15 protein-coding genes are annotated in these 18,436 nt (G+C 36.2%); 8 read left to right on the forward strand and 7 right to left on the reverse strand.

Translation table 11 applies throughout. The annotated features are described in order from the left end of the window. Window positions 1–4: 4 nt before the first annotated feature. Window positions 5–2,368 (forward strand): Lon protease family protein, encoded by a 2,364-nt coding sequence (locus THC_RS00325; protein WP_068511680.1) that lies wholly within the window; start codon window positions 5–7, stop codon window positions 2,366–2,368. Between the two features lies 1 nt (window position 2,369). On the opposite strand, the gene selB is transcribed toward THC_RS00325, so the two are convergent. From selB to purM, 4 genes are read right to left on the reverse strand one after another with little or no spacing between them, the layout of a single operon-like run. After that, a complete protein-coding gene (selB, locus tag THC_RS00330; RefSeq protein WP_068511682.1) occupies window positions 2,370–4,289 on the reverse strand; it encodes a selenocysteine-specific translation elongation factor in 1,920 nt (639 codons plus the stop codon). A 1-nt stretch (window position 4,290) separates the two neighbouring features. Continuing rightward, the gene (gene glyS / locus THC_RS00335; protein WP_068511684.1) at window positions 4,291–6,363 is read right to left on the reverse strand and encodes a glycine--tRNA ligase subunit beta; all 2,073 of its coding nucleotides are present in this window, start codon (window positions 6,361–6,363) and stop codon (window positions 4,291–4,293) included. After that, a complete protein-coding gene (locus THC_RS00340) occupies window positions 6,360–7,202 on the reverse strand; it encodes a glycine--tRNA ligase subunit alpha (RefSeq protein ID WP_068511687.1) in 843 nt (280 codons plus the stop codon). Before THC_RS00340 ends, glyS begins: the two co-directional genes overlap by 4 nt. A 5-nt stretch (window positions 7,203–7,207) precedes the next feature. After that, window positions 7,208–8,254, reverse strand: coding sequence for a phosphoribosylformylglycinamidine cyclo-ligase (purM, locus tag THC_RS00345; RefSeq protein WP_068511690.1), 1,047 nt, complete (start codon window positions 8,252–8,254; stop codon window positions 7,208–7,210). A 375-nt stretch (window positions 8,255–8,629) separates the two neighbouring features. On the opposite strand from purM, the gene topA reads away from it, so the two are divergent. Genes topA through cobU form a run of 6 tightly spaced genes read left to right on the forward strand, consistent with a single transcriptional unit; the run spans window position 8,630 to window position 15,177 of the window. Further along, window positions 8,630–10,309, forward strand: a complete 1,680-nt coding sequence (gene topA / locus THC_RS00350; RefSeq protein ID WP_068511693.1) for a type I DNA topoisomerase — start codon at window positions 8,630–8,632, stop codon at window positions 10,307–10,309. Next, the gene (gene cobI / locus THC_RS00355; RefSeq protein ID WP_068511695.1) at window positions 10,306–10,983 is read left to right on the forward strand and encodes a precorrin-2 C(20)-methyltransferase; all 678 of its coding nucleotides are present in this window, start codon (window positions 10,306–10,308) and stop codon (window positions 10,981–10,983) included. The genes topA and cobI overlap by 4 nt, the downstream gene beginning before the upstream one ends. Continuing rightward, window positions 10,980–11,729, forward strand: a complete 750-nt coding sequence (locus tag THC_RS00360) for a cobalt-precorrin-4/precorrin-4 C(11)-methyltransferase (RefSeq protein WP_068511698.1) — start codon at window positions 10,980–10,982, stop codon at window positions 11,727–11,729. Before cobI ends, THC_RS00360 begins: the two co-directional genes overlap by 4 nt. Continuing rightward, window positions 11,716–13,470: a precorrin-3B C(17)-methyltransferase gene (gene cobJ, locus THC_RS00365; RefSeq protein ID WP_068511701.1), complete on the forward strand. Its 1,755-nt coding sequence runs from the start codon at window positions 11,716–11,718 to the stop codon at window positions 13,468–13,470. Before THC_RS00360 ends, cobJ begins: the two co-directional genes overlap by 14 nt. After that, a complete protein-coding gene (locus tag THC_RS00370; protein WP_148638792.1) occupies window positions 13,445–14,632 on the forward strand; it encodes a hypothetical protein in 1,188 nt (395 codons plus the stop codon). Before cobJ ends, THC_RS00370 begins: the two co-directional genes overlap by 26 nt. Next, window positions 14,629–15,177, forward strand: a complete 549-nt coding sequence (gene cobU, locus THC_RS00375; protein ID WP_068511707.1) for a bifunctional adenosylcobinamide kinase/adenosylcobinamide-phosphate guanylyltransferase — start codon at window positions 14,629–14,631, stop codon at window positions 15,175–15,177. The genes THC_RS00370 and cobU overlap by 4 nt, the downstream gene beginning before the upstream one ends. 20 nt (window positions 15,178–15,197) lie before the next feature. Here cobU and cbiE read toward each other — a convergent pair whose 3' ends face one another. Genes cbiE through THC_RS00390 form a run of 3 tightly spaced genes read right to left on the reverse strand, consistent with a single transcriptional unit; the run spans window position 15,198 to window position 18,135 of the window. Continuing rightward, window positions 15,198–16,409, reverse strand: a complete 1,212-nt coding sequence (gene cbiE, locus THC_RS00380) for a precorrin-6y C5,15-methyltransferase (decarboxylating) subunit CbiE (RefSeq protein ID WP_068511711.1) — start codon at window positions 16,407–16,409, stop codon at window positions 15,198–15,200. A gap of 4 nt (window positions 16,410–16,413) precedes the next feature. After that, window positions 16,414–17,157: a precorrin-6A synthase (deacetylating) gene (gene cobF, locus THC_RS00385; RefSeq protein ID WP_068511713.1), complete on the reverse strand. Its 744-nt coding sequence runs from the start codon at window positions 17,155–17,157 to the stop codon at window positions 16,414–16,416. 18 nt (window positions 17,158–17,175) lie between these two features. Next, a complete protein-coding gene (locus THC_RS00390; protein ID WP_068511717.1) occupies window positions 17,176–18,135 on the reverse strand; it encodes a precorrin-8X methylmutase in 960 nt (319 codons plus the stop codon). Window positions 18,136–18,249: 114 nt separating this feature from the next. Between THC_RS00390 and THC_RS09720 the strand changes: the two genes are divergently transcribed. Further along, window positions 18,250–18,360 (forward strand): transposase, encoded by a 111-nt coding sequence (locus THC_RS09720; RefSeq protein WP_407922077.1) that lies wholly within the window; start codon window positions 18,250–18,252, stop codon window positions 18,358–18,360. The last annotated feature ends 76 nt before the right edge of the window (window positions 18,361–18,436 follow it).

Raw genomic sequence — 18,436 nt, forward strand, 5'->3', positions numbered from 1 at the left:
TAAAATGCCCTGGAAAAAGATTGAATTTAAAGATCTTAAAATTGAAGCTCAATTTTCAGAGGGAACTTTAGCCTTTCATCCCGAGGAGCTTTTTCCTCATCAAGAACGTCTTGAAAAGGCCTTTGATCTGGCCCTAAGGATAAAGGATGAGGGATATAATGTTTATGTTTGTGGCCCAAGAGGTATTGGCAGAACAAGATATACTTTAAAGCGTATTGAAGAGGTAGCCAGTAATTTTCCTACTCCTCCTGATTTATGTTATATAAATAACTTTGAAGATCCAGCCAGACCAAAATGTCTTCAACTGCCAGCTGGTTATGGAAAGAAACTTGAAGAAGGTCTTGAGGAGGCTTTAAATTTCCTTAAAAGAGAGACCTTTAAATCCTTTGAAGGAAAGGACTACGAAGAAGAACTTTCCAAGCTTACAAAAGAAATTGAAGCTGAGAAAGAGAAGGTTTTTGCCGAGCTTACTGATGCAGCTAAAAAATATAATTTAATGGTTCTTTTTGGACCACAAGGTGTAAAGCTTTTACCTCTCTTTAAGATTCAGGCCCCTGTTTCTGAAGAAGAGCTTTTTAAAGATCCCAGGATCCGGGAGGAGTATCAAAAAAGCTTGATTGAATTTGAACCAACCTTTCGTGAATACATGCGGAAACTTCGTGATCTTGATACCGCCTTTGGAGAAGCCCTTTTTAAATTAAGAGATAAGATTGCTGAAAATCTTGTAAATAAGGCCTTTGAAAGACTTGAAGAAACCTTTCAAACTTTAGAAGAGGTTAAGCTCTATTTCCAGAGCCTGAAAAAAGAGATAATTAAGAATATTCATCTCTTTATAGAATGGGAAAAGGCTCGAGGCAATATTATGGTGCAGAGTGGAATTAATAAGGCCTTAAATATGTTCAGAATTAATCTTTTAGTTGATAATTCGCAAACTCAAGGTGCCCCGGTTATTTATGAGAAAGTCCCAACTCTAAAGGGACTCTTTGGACAGATTAATTATCGTGCTGAAATGGGAATCCTATATGCGGATCATCTAAGTCTTACCGCAGGAAGTCTTCACAAGGCAAATGGAGGTTTTCTGGTAATTGATCTCTGGGAGATTTTGAAAAATCCTTATATGTGGATTATTCTAAAAAGAGCGTTACTTCACAAAAAACTCCACCTCATGGGCGGGATGATGGAGGAAATCCCTGTTCCCCATGTAGGACTTCTGCCTGAACCAGCTCCCTTCACAACTAAGGTTTTTCTAATCGGAGATCCCTATCTCTATTATCTTCTTTCAACTTATGATGAAGAATTTGGAGAACTTTTTAAAATTAAGGCTGAATTTGATCCTATTTTACCCTTAGATGAGCTAACAGTTAAAACCTTTCCCAGAATAGTGAAAAAAATGATTCAGGATGACGGTCTGAAAGAGCTTTCTGCTCAGGGCTTAAATGAACTTTTGAGGTATGCTATTACTGAATCAGGCCATAGAAAAAAGGTTAAATTTATTTTGGAAGATCTTAAAAATGTATTGAGAGAGGCTAACTACCTTTCTAAAAATCAGGAGATAACTTCAGAAGATATTCAAAGAGCATTAAAAGAAAAGATAAATCGCATGAACCTCTTAGAGGAAAAGATCAGGGAATATATTAAAGAAGGGAAAATACTTCTTTCTGTTGAGGGAAAAAAGATCGGTCAGATTAACGGTTTAAGTGTAATTAGCCTTGGAGACTATGCCTTTGGCAGGCCTTCAAGAATCACTGCCTCTGTTTATCCAGGTTCTAAAGGGGTAATCAATATTGAAAGAGAAATAGAAATGAGTGGTCCAATTCATACTAAGGGAGTTCTTACCCTTTCATCCTATATTTTTCATCGCTATGGTGAAGATTTTCCTCTTCAACTTTCCTGCACACTCACCTTTGAGCAAGCCTATGAACCTGTTGAGGGCGATAGTGCTTCTTGCGCAGAACTAATAGCTATCCTCTCTGCCATTGCCCAGATTCCTTTAAGGCAGGATATTGCTGTCACTGGCTCTATCGATCAATTTGGAAATCTTCAGCCCGTAGGTGGAATTAAAGAGAAGGTGGAAGGGTTTTATCGGATCTGTAAAATATTAAATTTCACTGGAAAACAGGGTGTTATAATCCCTGTGCAAAATGTAGATAATCTCCTTTGCGATGAAGAACTTCTTGAAGATATCAAAGGAGAAAGGTTTAATCTCTATTCCGCTGAGACCGTTGATGATGTTATTGAACTTCTTACAGGATTAAAGGCAGAAAAATTTCATAAAAAAGTCTATGAAAGATTAAAGAAATTTTACGAACTCTCCAAAGAAACCCCAATTAAGAAGAAAAAAAGAAAAAAATCCCCTAAAAAGAAATAATTTATATCTTTCTTGGAACCCTTTTATCCCCAACCCTAAGTGTTATTTTTTGTTTATCAAGATATTCTAAAATGGGAATGAGATATTTTCTTGAAACTCCCTCGCCAACAATCTTTTTAAAGTCTCCAATTGTTAGTTCTGAATGATTTTTAAAAAAGGCCTTTACATCCTCTTCAATTTTTCTTAGCACCTTGCTATGAAAAATAAGCTTTTCTGAAAGTTTAACAAGAATTCCTTCCCTGAGTAATAATTTTAAGACCTCCTCTGCTGCTTTTACATCTTTTCCAAATTCCAGTAGAATTTCCTCAACATCTCGTGGTGTTAGACCTTCTTTTAAAAATTTTTCTTGAAGTTGCTTTTTAAGTTCTTCTAATGTTGAAGATTTTTTCTGAAATTCAGGTATAAAATAAAGTTCCCTTTCTCTTTGAATGACTCCTTCGTGAATAAGATCCTCTAAAGCCCTTTCAAAGAGTATTTCTCGAGGGTCAAGAGACAATCTGCTTTTTAAAAATTCCTTGGTAAGACCAGGAGAAAAAGGGTTACTCTCATGAAATTTACGAAGTCTCTCAATTATCTCCCTTTTTAAGTGCTCAAGGGCCTTAAAGGTAAAAAGAAAGATGGTATCTCCCGCTTTAATCTCTAAAATATTGGATTTAAGATTAGAGATCATCTGGAGTAAATTTTTTCCAAAAATACTAACTGAAAGGGAGAGTTCTCTTAGAGAAATCCCTCTGCCCCCTTTTTTTTCAATATAATAAAGAATAAGGGACTCATCTTTGGAAGAGGCTAAAAATTCAAGTTCCTTTCTTTCCCAGGGTTTAGTTCTTTTTCTTCTCTGGGAAAGGGGATTTAATATTACACCACCTCCAACAGTCTCATTGGTTCCTGGTCTTCTTAATATGAATCTATCTCCACGCCAGGCACAGAGAGGTTTCTGTAAAAATATTTGAGCAATATCCTCTTCATCTTTAAGATAATCTTTATTGAAAAGGATTAATTTTCCCAGAATCTCTGAGGTCCCAACATAGAATAACAAGGTTTCAAAGGCCTTAAGAGGTGGCTCTACTTCTTTTAAAACCTTAATTTTTACATCTATCCATTGAGAAGGCTCAAGGACCTCTGGTTCAGCCAGCACATCTCCACGCTTGATTTCCTCTTTTTCAGCCCCAAGAATATTTACAGCAACCCTCATCCCTGCAAAGGCCTTTTCAACGGACTCACCATGAACCTGAAGATTTCTAACCTTTACCCTTTTCTGATGGGGATAGAGCATAAGTTCCTGATTTAGAGAAACCTCTCCGGAAAGAGCAGTTCCCCTAACGACTAATCCAAATCCTTTAATAAGGAAGACCCCATCAATAGGAAGTCTAAAAGGAAGAGTCCTCTCGCGTATTCTTAAGGTTTTTGCTTTTTCATCAAGGATTTTTATGAGTTCTTCTTTCCCCTGAAGAGTAACTGCAGAAAAAGGCACAATAGGAGCGCCTTTTAAAAAGGTGCCTTTTAAATAATCTTCAACCTCAGCCTTTACAAGCTCCAGCCATTCCTCGTCAACAAGGTCAATCTTAGTTAGGACTACAACTCCCTCTTTGATTCCGAGAAGTTCACAGATTTCTAAATGTTCCCTCGTTTGAGGCATAATGCCCTCATCAGCTGCTATAACAAGCATTACAAGATCAATGCCAGATGCTCCTGCCACCATGTTGCGAATAAAGCGTTCATGCCCTGGAACATCAACGATGCTGGCTTGAATCCCTGAAGGCAATTGAAGTTTAGCGAATCCTATATCAATAGTTATACCACGCTCTTTTTCTTCTCTTAAACGATCAGTATCAATTCCTGTTAGAGCCTTAACAAGAGCAGTTTTTCCATGATCTATGTGACCAGCGGTTCCTATGACTAAACTTCGCTTAACTTCATTCATTTCAGGCTAAAGAAGAAAGATCACCAAAACTATAAAAATACTCAGAAACCCTTTTTAAAAGGGAAAGACGATTAAAACGAAGCTTTTCCTCATCCACCATCACAAATACCTCGTCAAAGAAAGTGTCAATCAAAGGTTTAAATTGAAGTAATTCCTCAAGATATTTTAAGTAATTTTTTTCTAATTCTAACTGAAGTAAAATGGGTTCAAGGGTAGAACTCTTTTCAAAGAGTCTCTTTTCAGCTTCATATTCAAATAGCTGGGGATCTATAGCTGGAAGAGTAGTTAAATCAATATTTTTAAGAATCTGAGTTATCCGTTTAAAAAGAGTAGCAAGGTCTTGAAAATCTTCCCTTGGAAAAATTTCCTTAAGAGCCTTTAATTTTAGATGTTGAATATGAGGATTGAGAGGTTGATCAATAACTACTTGTATAAAATTTTTCGTAAAATCAATTGATAAAAACTCACCTTCAAGGCGTTTTCTTAAAAATTCCAAAAGATCCTGTAGGGCCCTTTTATTTTTTAAATAACCCTGATTTTTGAGCAGAGAAAGAGAAAAATCTAAAAGGGGTTCAAGCTTTAGATCTATTTCTTTTATCAGCAGTATTTTAATTATCCCATAGGCAGCCCTGCGTAAGGCATAGGGGTCGCCTTCACCACTTACTTTTTCTCCAGCTCCGATAAGAGCACAGAGATGATCTATTTTGTCAGCAAGAGATAAAATTATTCCTAAGGTTGTTTCAGGATAGGCCTCATCCTTAGGGGATGGAAGATACTGCTCGTATATTGCAGGAGCAATATTTTTTTCTCCCTCCAAAGAAAGGTATTGATTTCCCATATAGCCTTGAAGACCTGGAAATTCCTTTACTACTTCAGTAGCAAGGTCAGCTTTCGCATATAAACAGGCTTTTTCTATATCCTGAGGAGAAATATAAGGAAAAAGGTGCTTTCCAAGATATTTACCTATTCCAATAAGCCTTTCGGTTTTTTCAAAAAGGGTTCCGCATTTTATGTGATATACAATACCCTTAAGTTTTTCCACATAGCTTTTAAGAGGTCTTTTAATGTCTCTTTCATAGTAAAAAAGGGCATCTTCTAATCTTGCTCTGGCTACCCTTTCATGTCCTTGAATAACGATTTCAGGATTTTTGGGTTTATTATTGTTTACTGCGATAAAATAGGGCAGTAGCTCTCCTCTGTTGTTTCTTAAAAAAAAGTAGCGTTGGTGCTCCTGAAGGGCAGTAATAACAAGTTTTTCAGGTAATTTTAAGAACTTTTCAGAGAATTTACCCAGAACAGGAAAGGAATATTCAAGAAGATTTGCATTTTCTCTCAAAAGATCTTCCTCTATAACTGGGATTCCAATATTAACTGAGACTTCATGAATACTTTTCAAGGTGTGATTTTTTCTCTCTTCTACCTCAAGGATAACATAGTTTTTTAAAAGCTCCTCTTTATAATATTCCCAATTTGCAGAGGCAATATTTATTGGGCCAGGAGAGAGGAAGCGATGTCCATAGGTTAACCTTTGACTTTTAATAGTAGCAATCTCCAAAGGGATAAGTTCTTCTCCATAAAGGGCAAGGAACCATTTTATTGGTCTTGCAAAGGTAAAGTCAAAGTTTCCCCAGTGCATCCTTTTAGGGAAGTAGATATTATGTAAAAGTTCAATTAAAAAATTTGGCAAAAGTTCTATGGTTTTTTGACCGGAAATTAATTTTTTAAGACAAAAATAAGGCCCTTTAGGAGTATCCTTGATAAAAAGTTGATTGAGTTCTGCTGAATGTTTTTTTACAAATCCAAGAAGAGCAGGGGTGTAATTCCCCTTTTCATCTTGACCAATTTTTAGGGATGGTCCTAATATCTCTTCTTCTTTATCGCTCTGTTTTTCTGCTAAGGCCTCTATAAAAAGACTTAGCCTTCGACAGGTTCCACCAACTTTTATATCTTCAAAGGTTAATTCAAGGTCTTTCAATTTTTTTTGAGTAAAGCTTAAAATACTTTCAAGAGCTGGTTCAATAAAACGAGCAGGAAGTTCTTCTGTTCCGATTTCAAAGAGTAGATTTTTACTCATGCTTTCCTCTCAAGCCAGGTTTCCGCAGCTCTTTTAGCTAATGCCCTAACTCGGGCAATAAAATTAGCTCTTTCCACTGGAGATAAAGCCCCTCTGGCATCAAGAAGATTAAAGGTATGAGAGCACTTAAGCACATAGTCATAGCCGGGAAGGGCAAGTCCAAGTTCAAAAAGCCTCTTGGCTTCAGCTTCAAATCTATCAAAAAGTTCCTTTAAAAGAGTAATATCAGCCACCTCAAAATTAAAAATAGAAAATTCCACTTCTCCTCTTAAGTGCACCTCTCCATAGGTAACATTCTTGTTCCACTTGAGTTCAAAGACATTATCAATCCCTTGGAGATACATGGTAAGTCTTTCTAAGCCGTAGGTAATCTCAACTGTAACAGGTCTACACTCGAATCCTCCCACCTGTTGAAAATAAGTAAACTGGGTAATCTCCATACCATCAAGCCAGACTTCCCACCCAAGCCCCCAGGCTCCAAGCGTTGGAGATTCCCAGTCATCCTCTACAAAGCGAATATCGTGCTCTGAAGGATCTATCCCAAGAAATTTTAAACTTTCTAAATATTTTTCTTGAATATCAAGAGGGGATGGTTTAATGATAACCTGATATTGATAATAATGCTGCAAGCGATTGGGATTTTCACCATATCTTCCATCCGTTGGCCTTCTGGATGGAGCAACATAGGCACAAGCCCAGGGCTCTGGGCCAAGGGCTCTTAAAAAGGTTGCTGGATGAAAGGTTCCAGCTCCAGATTCCACATCATAGGGCTGGAGGATTAGGCAACCCTCTTTAGCCCAAAAAGAATTAAGTCTGGCAATAACCTCTTGAAAATACATAGGCCTTAGATTAACTGAACCTGAGATTCCTTTTCTTGTAATTTTTCAACATGTCCGAGAATATAAGATATTTCTCCTAAGGCATTTAAAAAGGCTATTACTTCATCTACTGATGATTTATCTACAATAAGAGCCATTCCGATTCCACAATTAAAGACATGATACATTTCCTCTTCACTGATATTTCCTAATTTCTGTAGGTATTTAAAAACTGGTGGCCATTCCCAGGCTTTTTTTTCTAAAACCACTTTACAATTTCTGGGTAAAATTCTGGGAATATTATCGTAAAAGCCTCCCCCTGTAATGTGGGCGATACCTTTTATTTTAAGCCCTTTATTTATTAGGGTTAATATGGTAGGAACATAGATCTTAGTTGGTGTAAGTAATTCTTCAGCTAAGGGTTTTCCAAGCTCAGGTGGAATATAATCAAGGGAAAATTTATGTTCATCAAGAATAATTTTTCTGACAAGAGAAAAACCATTACTATGTAATCCACTTGAGGCAAGTCCTATCACAACATCCCCAATAGAGATCTCTGAACCATCAATGATTCTATCTCTTTCTACAATTCCCACTACAAATCCAGCAAGATCATAATCTTCTTCAGCATACATCCCTGGCATTTCAGCTGTCTCACCACCCAATAAGGCACACTGGGATACCTCACACCCCTTGGTGATTCCCTCTATAAGTTCGTTAAAAACCTTTTCATTAAATTTTCCCATGGCAATATAATCTAAAAAGAAAAGGGGCCTTGCCCCTGTGGTAATAATATCATTTACACACATGGCTACCAGATCAATGCCTATCCCGGTATGAAGATCAGCAAGTATGGCTAATTTAATTTTAGTACCCACTCCATCCGTTGAAGACACAAGCACGGGATTTCTGCAACAGGAAAGATCAAGAGAATACAACCCCGCATAACCACCGATATCATGAATAACTCCCTTTTGAGGGAGTTTTTGGGTCTTTCTTTTCACTATTTCTATTAGCAGATTAGCCTTTTCAAGGTCAACTCCAGCCTCTTTATACCGCTCTGCCTCTCTCATATCAACAAAACCCCCAGATAAAACAACCTCTAAAAAGATAATTTTAGCTTATATTTGACCAAAAGCAAGCCTTGTGTATGCGTCTATAACTTTTGAAATTTAAATCTACCTATTTGGGGCATATCAATCTGCTTTACCCTTAAGTTGTATTGCCTACCCTATGTAAATCTCGTAAATCCCCTTGTAGGGCAAACATATGTGTTTGCAAGCTGTAGGTCTTTGCTTTATTGGCAGACACTAAAACCTTTTGCGGATCAATTTTGTAAGGAAAATATTATTCAGAAGGTATCTATTTCATTGATAGAAAGGTCTCAAAAAATATGGATGCATATATGTAGTTGACGAAACCAAATTTGCTATTAATTTAAATTTTCAATGACTAAAAAGCTTAATGGTAAAAATAAATTTCTTTTCATTGTTGAATCACCAAGTAAGATTAAGACTTTAAGTAAAATTCTAAATAATTCAGGGCATTCCTTTCTTTTTTTAGCTACCTTTGGACATATTAAGGATCTTCCAATAAAAAGTATGGGAATAAATCCCCATACCTTTGACCCCTATCTTGAAGTTCTTAATTCTAAAAGAGCTGTTTTATCTAAATTAAAAAAACTTCTCTCTTCAGTAAATAAAATTTACATTGCAACTGACCCAGACCGCGAAGGTGAGGCTATTGGATATCATCTTCTTGAATATATTCAGAAAAACCAACCTTTTCCTTTAGAAATTAAACGCATTGAGCTTAGAGAAATTACTGAAATTGGTATCAAAAATGCCTTTAATAACTTAAGAGATATTGATGAAAATCTTTACACTGCCTGGAAAGCAAGAAGAGTGCTTGATAGACTTATTGGCTATAAAGTATCCCCCTTTTTATCCAAAAATTTTAAAAAGGCCCTTTCTGCTGGAAGGGTTCAAAGTCCTGCTCTAAGACTTATTACAGAGAGGGAAAAGGAAATCGAAACCTTTAGACCAGAAAAGAGCTATTCTCTTATGGTGATAGCAGAGTCTTCTTCAGGAGAGTGCTTTGAAATTGAACTTTTCTCAAAAAAAGAATTACTTAAAACTAAAAACTCAGAAGGATTATTAGAAATTTTTAAAGAATATCTTGAAGGAAAAGAGATAGAGCTTTCTTCTATTAAAGATAAAACCTTGAAAAAATATCCGCCTCAACCTTTAAAGACAAGCACTTTGATTGAAGTTGCTGGCAAATTTTTGGGGCTTTCTCCTAAGGAGACCATGAAGATAGCTCAGACCCTTTATGAAGAAGGATACATAACTTACATGAGAACAGATTCAACAAGGGTAAGTCCTTTGGCTAAGAAGGAGGCTAAAGCTTATATTGAGAGGCTTTTTGGGAAAGAATATGTGGGAGGTGAGAGAAAGGTTAAGTTATCAGCCCATGCCCAGGATGCTCACGAATGCATAAGACCAACTCAAATCCTGAGACAAACACCTCCTATAGGGAAAAGGGAAAGAGCCCTCTATGAACTCATAAAAAGGATTTTTCTTGCCTCACAGATGAGGGAGGCTATTTATGCGGAGAGAATGTATGTGTTTAAAAATGCATATCTTCCAAAGGATCTCAAACTTATTCTAAAAAGGCAAAAGTTGGTTTTTGATGGATATTTACTTCTCCTTGGCAGGGAAGAAAAAGAAGATAAAGATTTTCCAGACCTAAGAGAGGGTGACCTCTTAAAAATAAAAGGTTATAAAATCAAAGAGCATATCACTAAGCCACCTGAGAGATATACTCCTCAATCTCTAATTAAAAAATTGGAGGCCCTTGGTATTGGCAGACCTTCAACTTATGCAAGCATGCTTGATATTCTTTTCACAAGAGGTTATATAGAAGAAGAGGGAAGGTATCTTAAACCAACAGAGCTTGGCAGAAGGGTTTGTGAATTTTTAGAAAGGGTAACCCCACTTTTTATGGATTATCAATTTACTGCTAACCTGGAAAAAGCCCTTGATGAAATAGCGGAGGAAAAGAGAAGTTATTATTCTACAGTTAAAGAAGTCTTTGAAATCTTAGAGGGTTATCTTTCAAAAAGATGAAGCTTTATGTAATTGGAGTTGGCCCAGGGGATCCTGAATTAATAACCCTTAAGGGTTTAAAAATTTTAAAAGACTGTCCCCTCCTTTTTTATCCTACAGGAGGAAGGGAGACCCTTGCCTTATCAGTCATTGAAAAGGTTGTTTCCCTTAAAGACAAAAGGCTTATTGAGCTTTATTTTCCTATGCAGAAGATTGATGAGCTTTACAATCACTGGGAAGAACTTGCCCAAAGAGTTAGTTCTGCACTTTCTGAGTCAAAAATAGGGGCTTTTATCACCCTTGGAGACCCTGCTTTTTATTCCACCTTTTTTTACCTTAAGCCCTTTCTTGAAAAAAGTGGAATTGAAATGGAAATTATCCCGGGAATAAGTTCTTTTTCTGGATTTTCAGCTAAGCTCAAAATCCCCCTGTCCCTTAATAAAGAAGAAGTTGTAATAACCAATGCAGATACTTTTTTAAAAAGCCTTTCAAATTATCTTATCTTTGATACCATAGTTTTGCTGAAAACCCATCGGTATTTGAAAGAGATAAAGGAATTTTCAAAAAAGCATGCATATATGGGATTGGTTGGCAAGAGAGTAGGGCAGGACTTGGAAAAGATATGGTATAATCTGGATGAGGTTGAGGAAAATGAGCTTGATTACTTTACCTTGGTGGTTTTGAAAAAACTATGAAAAAGGTATATTTTATTGGAATTGGTCCAGGAGATCCCGAGCTTTTAACCCTCAAGGCCCTGAGAGTAATAAAAGAGGTAGATCTTATCATCTATCCCGGAAGCCTCATAAGTGAGGAAATGTCTTCCTTTTTAAGAAAGGAGAATGTAAAAGCCGAGTTTTATAATGCCTTTGGAAAGCCTCTTGAGGAGATTATTGCAAAGATAAAGGAATATCTTGAGCAAAATAAGGTTGTTGCAAGGCTTGTGAGCGGAGACCCTGCCCTCTATAGTTCTATAATGGAACATATTGAGGTTTTAAGAGATGAGGGCATTACTTATGAAATAATTCCCGGGATTTCATCAGGTTTTATGGCATCTGCTCGCTTAGGAATTGAGTTTACCTATCCGGAACTTTCAAATTCTGTTGTTTTTACAAGGCTTTCTGGAAAAACAGGTGGCGCAACTGAAGAGGAAATTCTTACATTAGCCAAAACTAAATCCACTCTTGTTTTTTTTCTTAGCTCAGGCCTTGCAGAAAAACTCTCCACCCTTTTGCTTAAAGTCTATAACCCTGAAACACAAGTTGCTATTCTTTATAAGTTATCGCGAAAGGATGAAAAAATTATTCTAACTACCCTTTCTCAACTGGCAGGAACCATGCTTAAAGAAGGTATAACCAGAACAGCTCTTATTGTTGTAGGAGATGTTTTAAAACTTATGGATAAAAATTTTCACAAAAGATCAATTCTTTATGGAAAAAAATAAAGAATTTATCATTTTCTATCTTTCAGAAGAAGGAAAGGCTTTGGCGGAAAGAATTAGTGTTTTTCTGGAAAAGGCAGAGATTTACAAGTTTGATCGAGAGACAAAGAGGGATATTAAAAGGCATTTTAAGCCTGAAAAGGTCCTTATTTTTATTATGGCCCTTGGGATTGTAGCCAGGGTCTGTGCAGGATTTATAAAAAATAAAGACCATGATCCTGGAATTATTGTCATAGATGAAACAGGAAACAATGTTATTGCCTATCTGGGAGGGCATTATGCCGATATCAATAGAATTACCCTTGAGATAGCAAGTTTTTTAGAAGCTCATCCTGTGATCACCACAGCTTCAGACAATAGGGGATTACCCCCCCTGGATAACTGGATTAAAGAACTTGGATTTTTTATTAAAAATAAAGATCAACTATATGTGATAATGTCAAAATTTAATGAAAAAGGAAATCTTAAGGTCTATCTTGAAGAGGGATTGAATTATCCCCTTTCTTCAAAACTTGAGAGAGTTTCTACCCCTGAAGAGGCAGATATTGTGGTGTCCTATAAAAAACAAGAACTGGAAAACAAATTAATTCTTATTCCCCGATGTCTTTATGCAGGGATTGGGTTCCATGAGATTTTAACTGAGGAAGATTTTGAGGAGCTTTTAAAGAGGACTTTTGAAGAGCTTTCACTTGAGTTTAAAGCCTTAAAGGGAATTGCAACCCTTGATAAAAAGGCAGAGTATTTACCCCTTAAAAACTTTGTCTTAAGGGAGGGGTTAGATCTTAATGGTTTTAGAAAAGATGAGCTTTCAGAGGTTGAGGTTATTTCTCCATCCCAATCAGCCAAAAAGGCCCTTGGAATTGAGAGTGTATCTGAGGCCTGTGCTCTTTTGGTGTCTAAAGGGGTCTTACTTTATCCAAAAAGGATTTATAAAGATTTTACTATAGCTCTTGCACTCAAGCCTTTTCAAAAGGTTGGGAAACTTTATGTGGTGGGAATTGGTCCCGGTTCAAGAGATTATTTAACTCTTAAGGCATTAAGAGTCCTAACCAATGTTTCAGCGGTTGTAGGTTATAAAAGCTATATCAAACAGATTTTACCTCTTATTAAAACCAAAGAGGTCTATGATTTTTCTATGACTCAAGAGATTGATAGGGTCAAGAAGGCTATTGAGCTTGCTTTAGCAGGAAAAGATACCGCCTTAGTAAGTGGTGGGGATCCCGGGATTTACGGAATGTCTGGTCTTGTGCTGGAGATATTGCATAAAAATAAGTTCAGCCTTGAGGTAGAGATCATACCGGGAATTTCTGCTTTAAACATGGGAAATGCCCTTCTTGGGGCTCCTCTTGGTAATGACTTTGCTGTGATAAGCCTTTCTGATAGACTTACCCCCTGGGAAGTTATTGAAGAGCGTTTAAAAAGACTTTCGGAAATAGAAATTCCCCTTGTAATTTACAATCCAAGGAGCAAGGGAAGAAAAATTCAATTTGAGAGGGCTCTCCAAATTTTAAGGGAAAATAAATCTCCGAATACAGCAGTTGCTATTGTAAATTCTGCATCAAGAGAAGGTGAGGAAATCATTTTCTCAACTCTTGAAAAACTCTCTTCAGAAAAAATAGGAATGAATAGTCTTATAATTGTGGGAAGTAAATATACCCAATTTTTGGGCAAATTTTTGATAGCCAAGAGGGGATATGAGAGGAAATACGGAGGAAAATATGAAATCAGCTCTCCTTATCTCTGATTCTCATCTTTGGGGGCTTTGGACTTACAGAGCTTTAAAAAAGGTTAATCTTGATTTTGATCCAATTCTTTCTGAAGAAATTGATGAAACCTTTTTATCAAAATATAAAGGCCTTTTTGTTCCGGGGGGATGGTCTAAAAATAAATTTGAGGGTTTAACAGAAAACCAAAGGGAACTTTTAAAGGAATTTGTCAAAGCTGGGGGAATTTTTATTGGAATTTGTGGTGGAGCAAGTTTGGCAGGACAGGAGGGCTTAGGGATAGCAAGTGTTAAAAGGAATTCAAAGCGTGTTCCAAGCTACAGCGGGCCTTGTAAAATAGAATTTGAGAGGAGCCATCCTTTCTTTGAAAAAGTTAAACCTAATTTATTCCTCTGGTTTCCTCCAGAACTTGATATTCTGTCTCAAAATGTAAAGATATTAGCAACTTTTAGTGCCCCTGATAAAGATGCTTATGTATCTGACTTATGTCTTGATGATCATAGAGAGCATTTGGAATTTTTTGAAAATATATATGGAATTCGTTTAAATCCTGATTTTATGAGGAAAAAACCCTTAATTTTAGAAGAATCCTTCGGAAAAGGAAAAATTCTATTATCTCTTATTCATTTTGATACGCCTAATTGTAAAAATGGACATCAATTTCTTAAAAATCTTATTGAATACTATAAGTTCTCAATAAATCCTAAAGCTTTTAAACTCATCACACGCAAGACCCTACTTCAGAGAAAATTCAAAAAACAGCTTGATACCTGTTATAACAATGCTCTTGAGGTTTTAAATTTTGGTCTAAGAAATTTTCTATTTCACAAAAGATACCCCTTTTTTTATCAATGGAAAAGAGGAATAAGGGGCCTTGAACTACTTAATTTAATTTATCTCTTTGAGGAAATCGTATTTTTACTTCACCATATAGAACTTGGTAAGGAGACCCTTGATTTTTTTAATGAAATCTGTCAATCTGCTGAGGAAATGATAAAAAAAGTTTTGGTCGCTTTAAAATATGATTATTTACAATATAGAGGTATAAAAATCAAAAATACCGAGGCACTTTTTGAGGAAGTTTTTGGAAATAACAAGAAAAGTTATGGTGGATTATATAAAATGATCATCAATATTCTTGAAAGAGTTTTAGTAAAACTCTGGAGAGAAGCTTATAGATGATAACCTTTGTGCTTGGTGGTGCAAAGTCTGGAAAAACAAGATGGTCCCTGAGATATGCTGAAGACTTAACAGGTTTTAAAAACTATTATTACCTTGCTACTGCAGAGGCTCATGATGAGGAGATGCAAGAAAAAATAGAGCTACATAAAAAGGAGCGATCCGCCTTCTGGAAGACAATTGAAGAGCCTATAAATATTAGTTCTTATTTAGAGAGATTAAAAGACACATCTTCTGTGATACTTCTTGATTGCCTTACCCTTTGGGTTTCAAATCTTATACATTACAGGAAGAGTTTTGAAGAGGAGATTAAAATTTTTATAGAAATTCTTGAGAAATATAAGGGGCATGAAAGGGACTGGATAATTTTAGTGTCCAATGAGGTGGGGTTGGGAATAGTTCCTGAAGGAAAGCTTGCCCGAGAATTCAGGGAAAAAGCTGGTCTTCTAAATCAGAAAATTGCAGAAATCTCAGATGAGGTCTATTTTATTGTAGCAGGGCTTCCCCTTTTATTAAAACAAAAGGGTTTTACAGGGTCTATGATTTAAAGCTTCTTTATTTGAAAGTATCAGGCTCGTAATACCTTTAAAATAAAAAGGGGATTTTCTGGCTTCAGATAGTGATAGTCTTTAAGAGAGCTAAATCTATGAATTTGAAGTTGAATAAGATCAAGTTTATAATTTTTTTCTTTATAAAAGCACAGGGCATCATTTAAATTTTCAAAGGTAACAAAAGAAAAGACTTTAATTTTTAAATTTTCAAGGCCTTCAAGATAGAGAAGAATTTCTTTTAATTTACCTCCGGTTCCACCCACAAAGACTCTATCAGGGGAAGGAAGTTCCTTTAGAACTTGAGGGGCTTTACCCTCAATGATTTTAATATTGGTAATGAAGAATTTTTTACAGTTTTTTTCAATAATTTTGCAACAATTTTTCTCCTTCTCAATGGCATAAATTTCAAGATGGGGAGAGAGCCTTGCAAGTTCAAGGCTTACAGAACCAGACCCAGCTCCTATATCCCAGATAATCCCTTTCTGTGGGGGTTCAAGTTGGTGAAGAATTACTGCCCTTGCTGAATCTTTGGTAATCATTCCCTTTTCATGAAGGATTTCTTCTTCCCTCAATCCTAAAATAGGATGGCTTCCCCATTTAGGATTTTCAATTAAAAGAGAACATGGTTCTAAAAAAGTTTTTTTAGATATCTTTTCAGGGCCTCCCAAGGTGATTTTTTCATCAGGATAATTAAGTTTCTCACCCACATAAAGAGTTAAGGTTTCAAAACCCTTTTCCAAAAGAAGAGAAGCTAAAAAGGCTGGATTTTTCTCAGGGTCGGTATAGACAAAAAGGTAAGGATTTAAGGAAACTTCTCTTAAAAACATTTCTTCACTAAAGTAACGTCCATGTATGGAAATTACTCGGACCTTATAAAAAGGAATTTTTAGCCTGGCACAGAGAATCTGGGGAGTAGTTAAGTCTGGATAAATCTTTATAAACTCCTTTGGAAATTCTTTAAGCAAAGTCTCACCTATTCCGCAAAAAAGGGGATCTCCTCCTGCAAGAACTATCACTTCATCAAGCTCTTTTTTTAACACAGAGATAAGCTCACTTACTCTTGAAAAGAGGACTATTTTTTCCTTAATCTTTTCAAATTGGGGGTATCTTTCAAAGAGCTTGAGAGTGCCTTTAAGACAATAGATTTTAGGGATCTTAAGGAGAAGAGCTTCCTCTTCTTGAGTTAAGGGCTTATAGCCAATTCCCAGAATATGTAAAACTTTAACCATACTTTTATCTTTCAGGTTTTAAAAGATAAATTTCCATAAGATAGCCTTTATTTTTTTTAAGCTCTTTTCTAAGATTTTTAATTTCCTCAGAGATATCTTTTAAAGTGCCACTTTTAAAGATTTCTTCTTTCCCTCCCACATAGGCTCCCCAGTAAATCTTAAGGGGCTGATCTTTAAAGAGACTAAAGGTTTCATAGTTGTCAAGAAAAACCACGACTGGATGTTTAATTTCCTTTGCGTTTCTTAGGCTTCTGGGGGTATGCAAGGTTAAAGGAGTAGCAAGATCTGTTAGAGAGACCTTCATTTTTGCACCAAGCACCTGAAAAGAGGAAAGACCTGGTATCACCTCAAAAGAGAGCTTCATTTCTTCTGCAATTTCATGAAGAATATCAAGGTGTCCATCATAGAGAGTAGGGTCTCCCCAGATTAAAAAACCTACCTCCTCTTCCTGAATATGCAAAAGAGCTTCCCTCAAAATCTCAGCCTTTTCTTTTCGCCACTCCTTTACTTTTTCCCTATAGTTTATGCCTCTTTTCCTTTCTGGAAAAGGAAGATATATACATTGATAAGTTTTTCCCCCTTTTACAACCTCAAGAATTTCAATTCTTTTCTTGGTAAGCTCCTCTTTTTTACCTTTCTTTTCAGGGATGAGAAAAAGATTGAGTTTTTCAATAAGACTTTTAGCTTCAAGAGTTAGATATTTGGGATCTCCAGGACCGATCCCGATTAGATAGAGTTTTTTAAGCATTTTAACTAACCTCTCCCTTTATTGAGAAAGCCTCAAGAGGGCATTAATCACAGCTGAGCAGGCTGGACTCCCTCCCTTTCTACTCAAATTGGTAATAAAAGGAAAGTTCTGTGTTGAGAGAAGAAGCTTGGATTCAAGGGCTTTAACAAAGCCTACCGGCATTCCAATGACCACAATATCTTTAATATTATATTTGTTTAATATTTCAACTGCTTTTATAAGGGCAGTTGGAGAGTTCCCAATAGCTATTATTCCGAGATTTTTTTCCCTTTCAAGGGCAAGTTCTATGGCTTTTTCTGTGCGAGTGCCCTCTTCAGGCTCTTCAGTAATCTCAGAAAGATAAGATAAAACTTGATTTCCCTTAAGTAATTTCTTTGAAATACCTGCTTTAACCATCTCTACATCCACAAGAATATCCTTTCCCATTTTAAGATTTTTTATAGCCAAAGGGATAGCTTCTTCATGAAAGACCATAGTATACTTAAATTCAGGATCCGCTGTGGCATGAATAACTCTTTTGATAATCACCTTTTCCTCTTCTGAAAAAGAGCTTAAATCCACCTCCTTTTCTATAATTTCAAAGCTTTTTATTTCAATGGCAGAGCCACTTTTTATACCCAGTTCTTCAATTCGTTCTTTTACAATCTCAGCAAGCTTTTCGTGAACACCAAGGGGTCTGGTATAAAGGATTTCAACCTCAGGATACATTTTCTTAGCTTCTTCAAGAATCTCTGGAATATCCTTACTGACATGAAGTCCAGAACTTAAAAAAAAGGGGTGCACAATAATTTTATAAGTTCCTTCACGAATGTAATCTTCAAGAGCGGATTTTATATCGGGTTGTCCAAATTGAAGAAAGGCAATTTTAAAATCATCACGGGGTCTTTGAAAGACTCCTGAAAGAAGATTTAAAAAACTATCCCAGTAATTAGCCTCCTTCTTTGGACTTCCGTGAAGCACAAGAAGAATCTTTTCCATTTTTCTCCTCCTCCTACAATTTTTTGTTTATAAGATAAGCATGTCCCCTTTTGCAAAAAATCTCTTCTTTCCACATCCAAAAACTCTTTTCCTTGAAAGCCAAATTGAAGAACTATTCACCCTTCTTTTAAAAAGATCATCAAATATGCAGGGCTTGATCCTGTGATTAAGAGTCCCGGTAAAGGGAAGAGCTATAAAGGTATTTCTAAAAAAGGATGTGCCTAACTTGTTCTTCTCTCTAAAAGGATTAATAATTCTGAGGTAATTTGCCATGGCTAACATTTTTCCCTTACCCTGTTTT

Source organism: Caldimicrobium thiodismutans (assembly GCF_001548275.1).
Classification (GTDB): domain Bacteria; phylum Desulfobacterota; class Thermodesulfobacteria; order Thermodesulfobacteriales; family Thermodesulfobacteriaceae; genus Caldimicrobium; species Caldimicrobium thiodismutans.

Excerpts from the sequence above, each read along its gene's own strand:
- topA (WP_068511693.1), top strand. The coding sequence starts at position 8,630 with ATGACTAAAAAGCTTAATGGTAAAAATAAATTTCTTTTCATTGTTGAA.
- THC_RS00340 (WP_068511687.1), bottom strand. The coding sequence starts at position 7,202 with ATGTATTTTCAAGAGGTTATTGCCAGACTTAATTCTTTTTGGGCTAAA.
- cobF (WP_068511713.1), bottom strand. The coding sequence starts at position 17,157 with ATGCTTAAAAAACTCTATCTAATCGGGATCGGTCCTGGAGATCCCAAA.
- selB (WP_068511682.1), bottom strand. The coding sequence starts at position 4,289 with ATGAATGAAGTTAAGCGAAGTTTAGTCATAGGAACCGCTGGTCACATA.
- cobJ (WP_068511701.1), top strand. The coding sequence starts at position 11,716 with ATGGAAAAAAATAAAGAATTTATCATTTTCTATCTTTCAGAAGAAGGA.
- THC_RS00325 (WP_068511680.1), top strand. The coding sequence starts at position 5 with ATGCCCTGGAAAAAGATTGAATTTAAAGATCTTAAAATTGAAGCTCAA.
- cobI (WP_068511695.1), top strand. The coding sequence starts at position 10,306 with ATGAAGCTTTATGTAATTGGAGTTGGCCCAGGGGATCCTGAATTAATA.
- glyS (WP_068511684.1), bottom strand. The coding sequence starts at position 6,363 with ATGAGTAAAAATCTACTCTTTGAAATCGGAACAGAAGAACTTCCTGCT.
- THC_RS00360 (WP_068511698.1), top strand. The coding sequence starts at position 10,980 with ATGAAAAAGGTATATTTTATTGGAATTGGTCCAGGAGATCCCGAGCTT.
- THC_RS00370 (WP_148638792.1), top strand. The coding sequence starts at position 13,445 with ATGAAATCAGCTCTCCTTATCTCTGATTCTCATCTTTGGGGGCTTTGG.
- cobU (WP_068511707.1), top strand. The coding sequence starts at position 14,629 with ATGATAACCTTTGTGCTTGGTGGTGCAAAGTCTGGAAAAACAAGATGG.
- THC_RS00390 (WP_068511717.1), bottom strand. The coding sequence starts at position 18,135 with ATGGAAAAGATTCTTCTTGTGCTTCACGGAAGTCCAAAGAAGGAGGCT.
- cbiE (WP_068511711.1), bottom strand. The coding sequence starts at position 16,409 with ATGGTTAAAGTTTTACATATTCTGGGAATTGGCTATAAGCCCTTAACT.
- purM (WP_068511690.1), bottom strand. The coding sequence starts at position 8,254 with ATGAGAGAGGCAGAGCGGTATAAAGAGGCTGGAGTTGACCTTGAAAAG.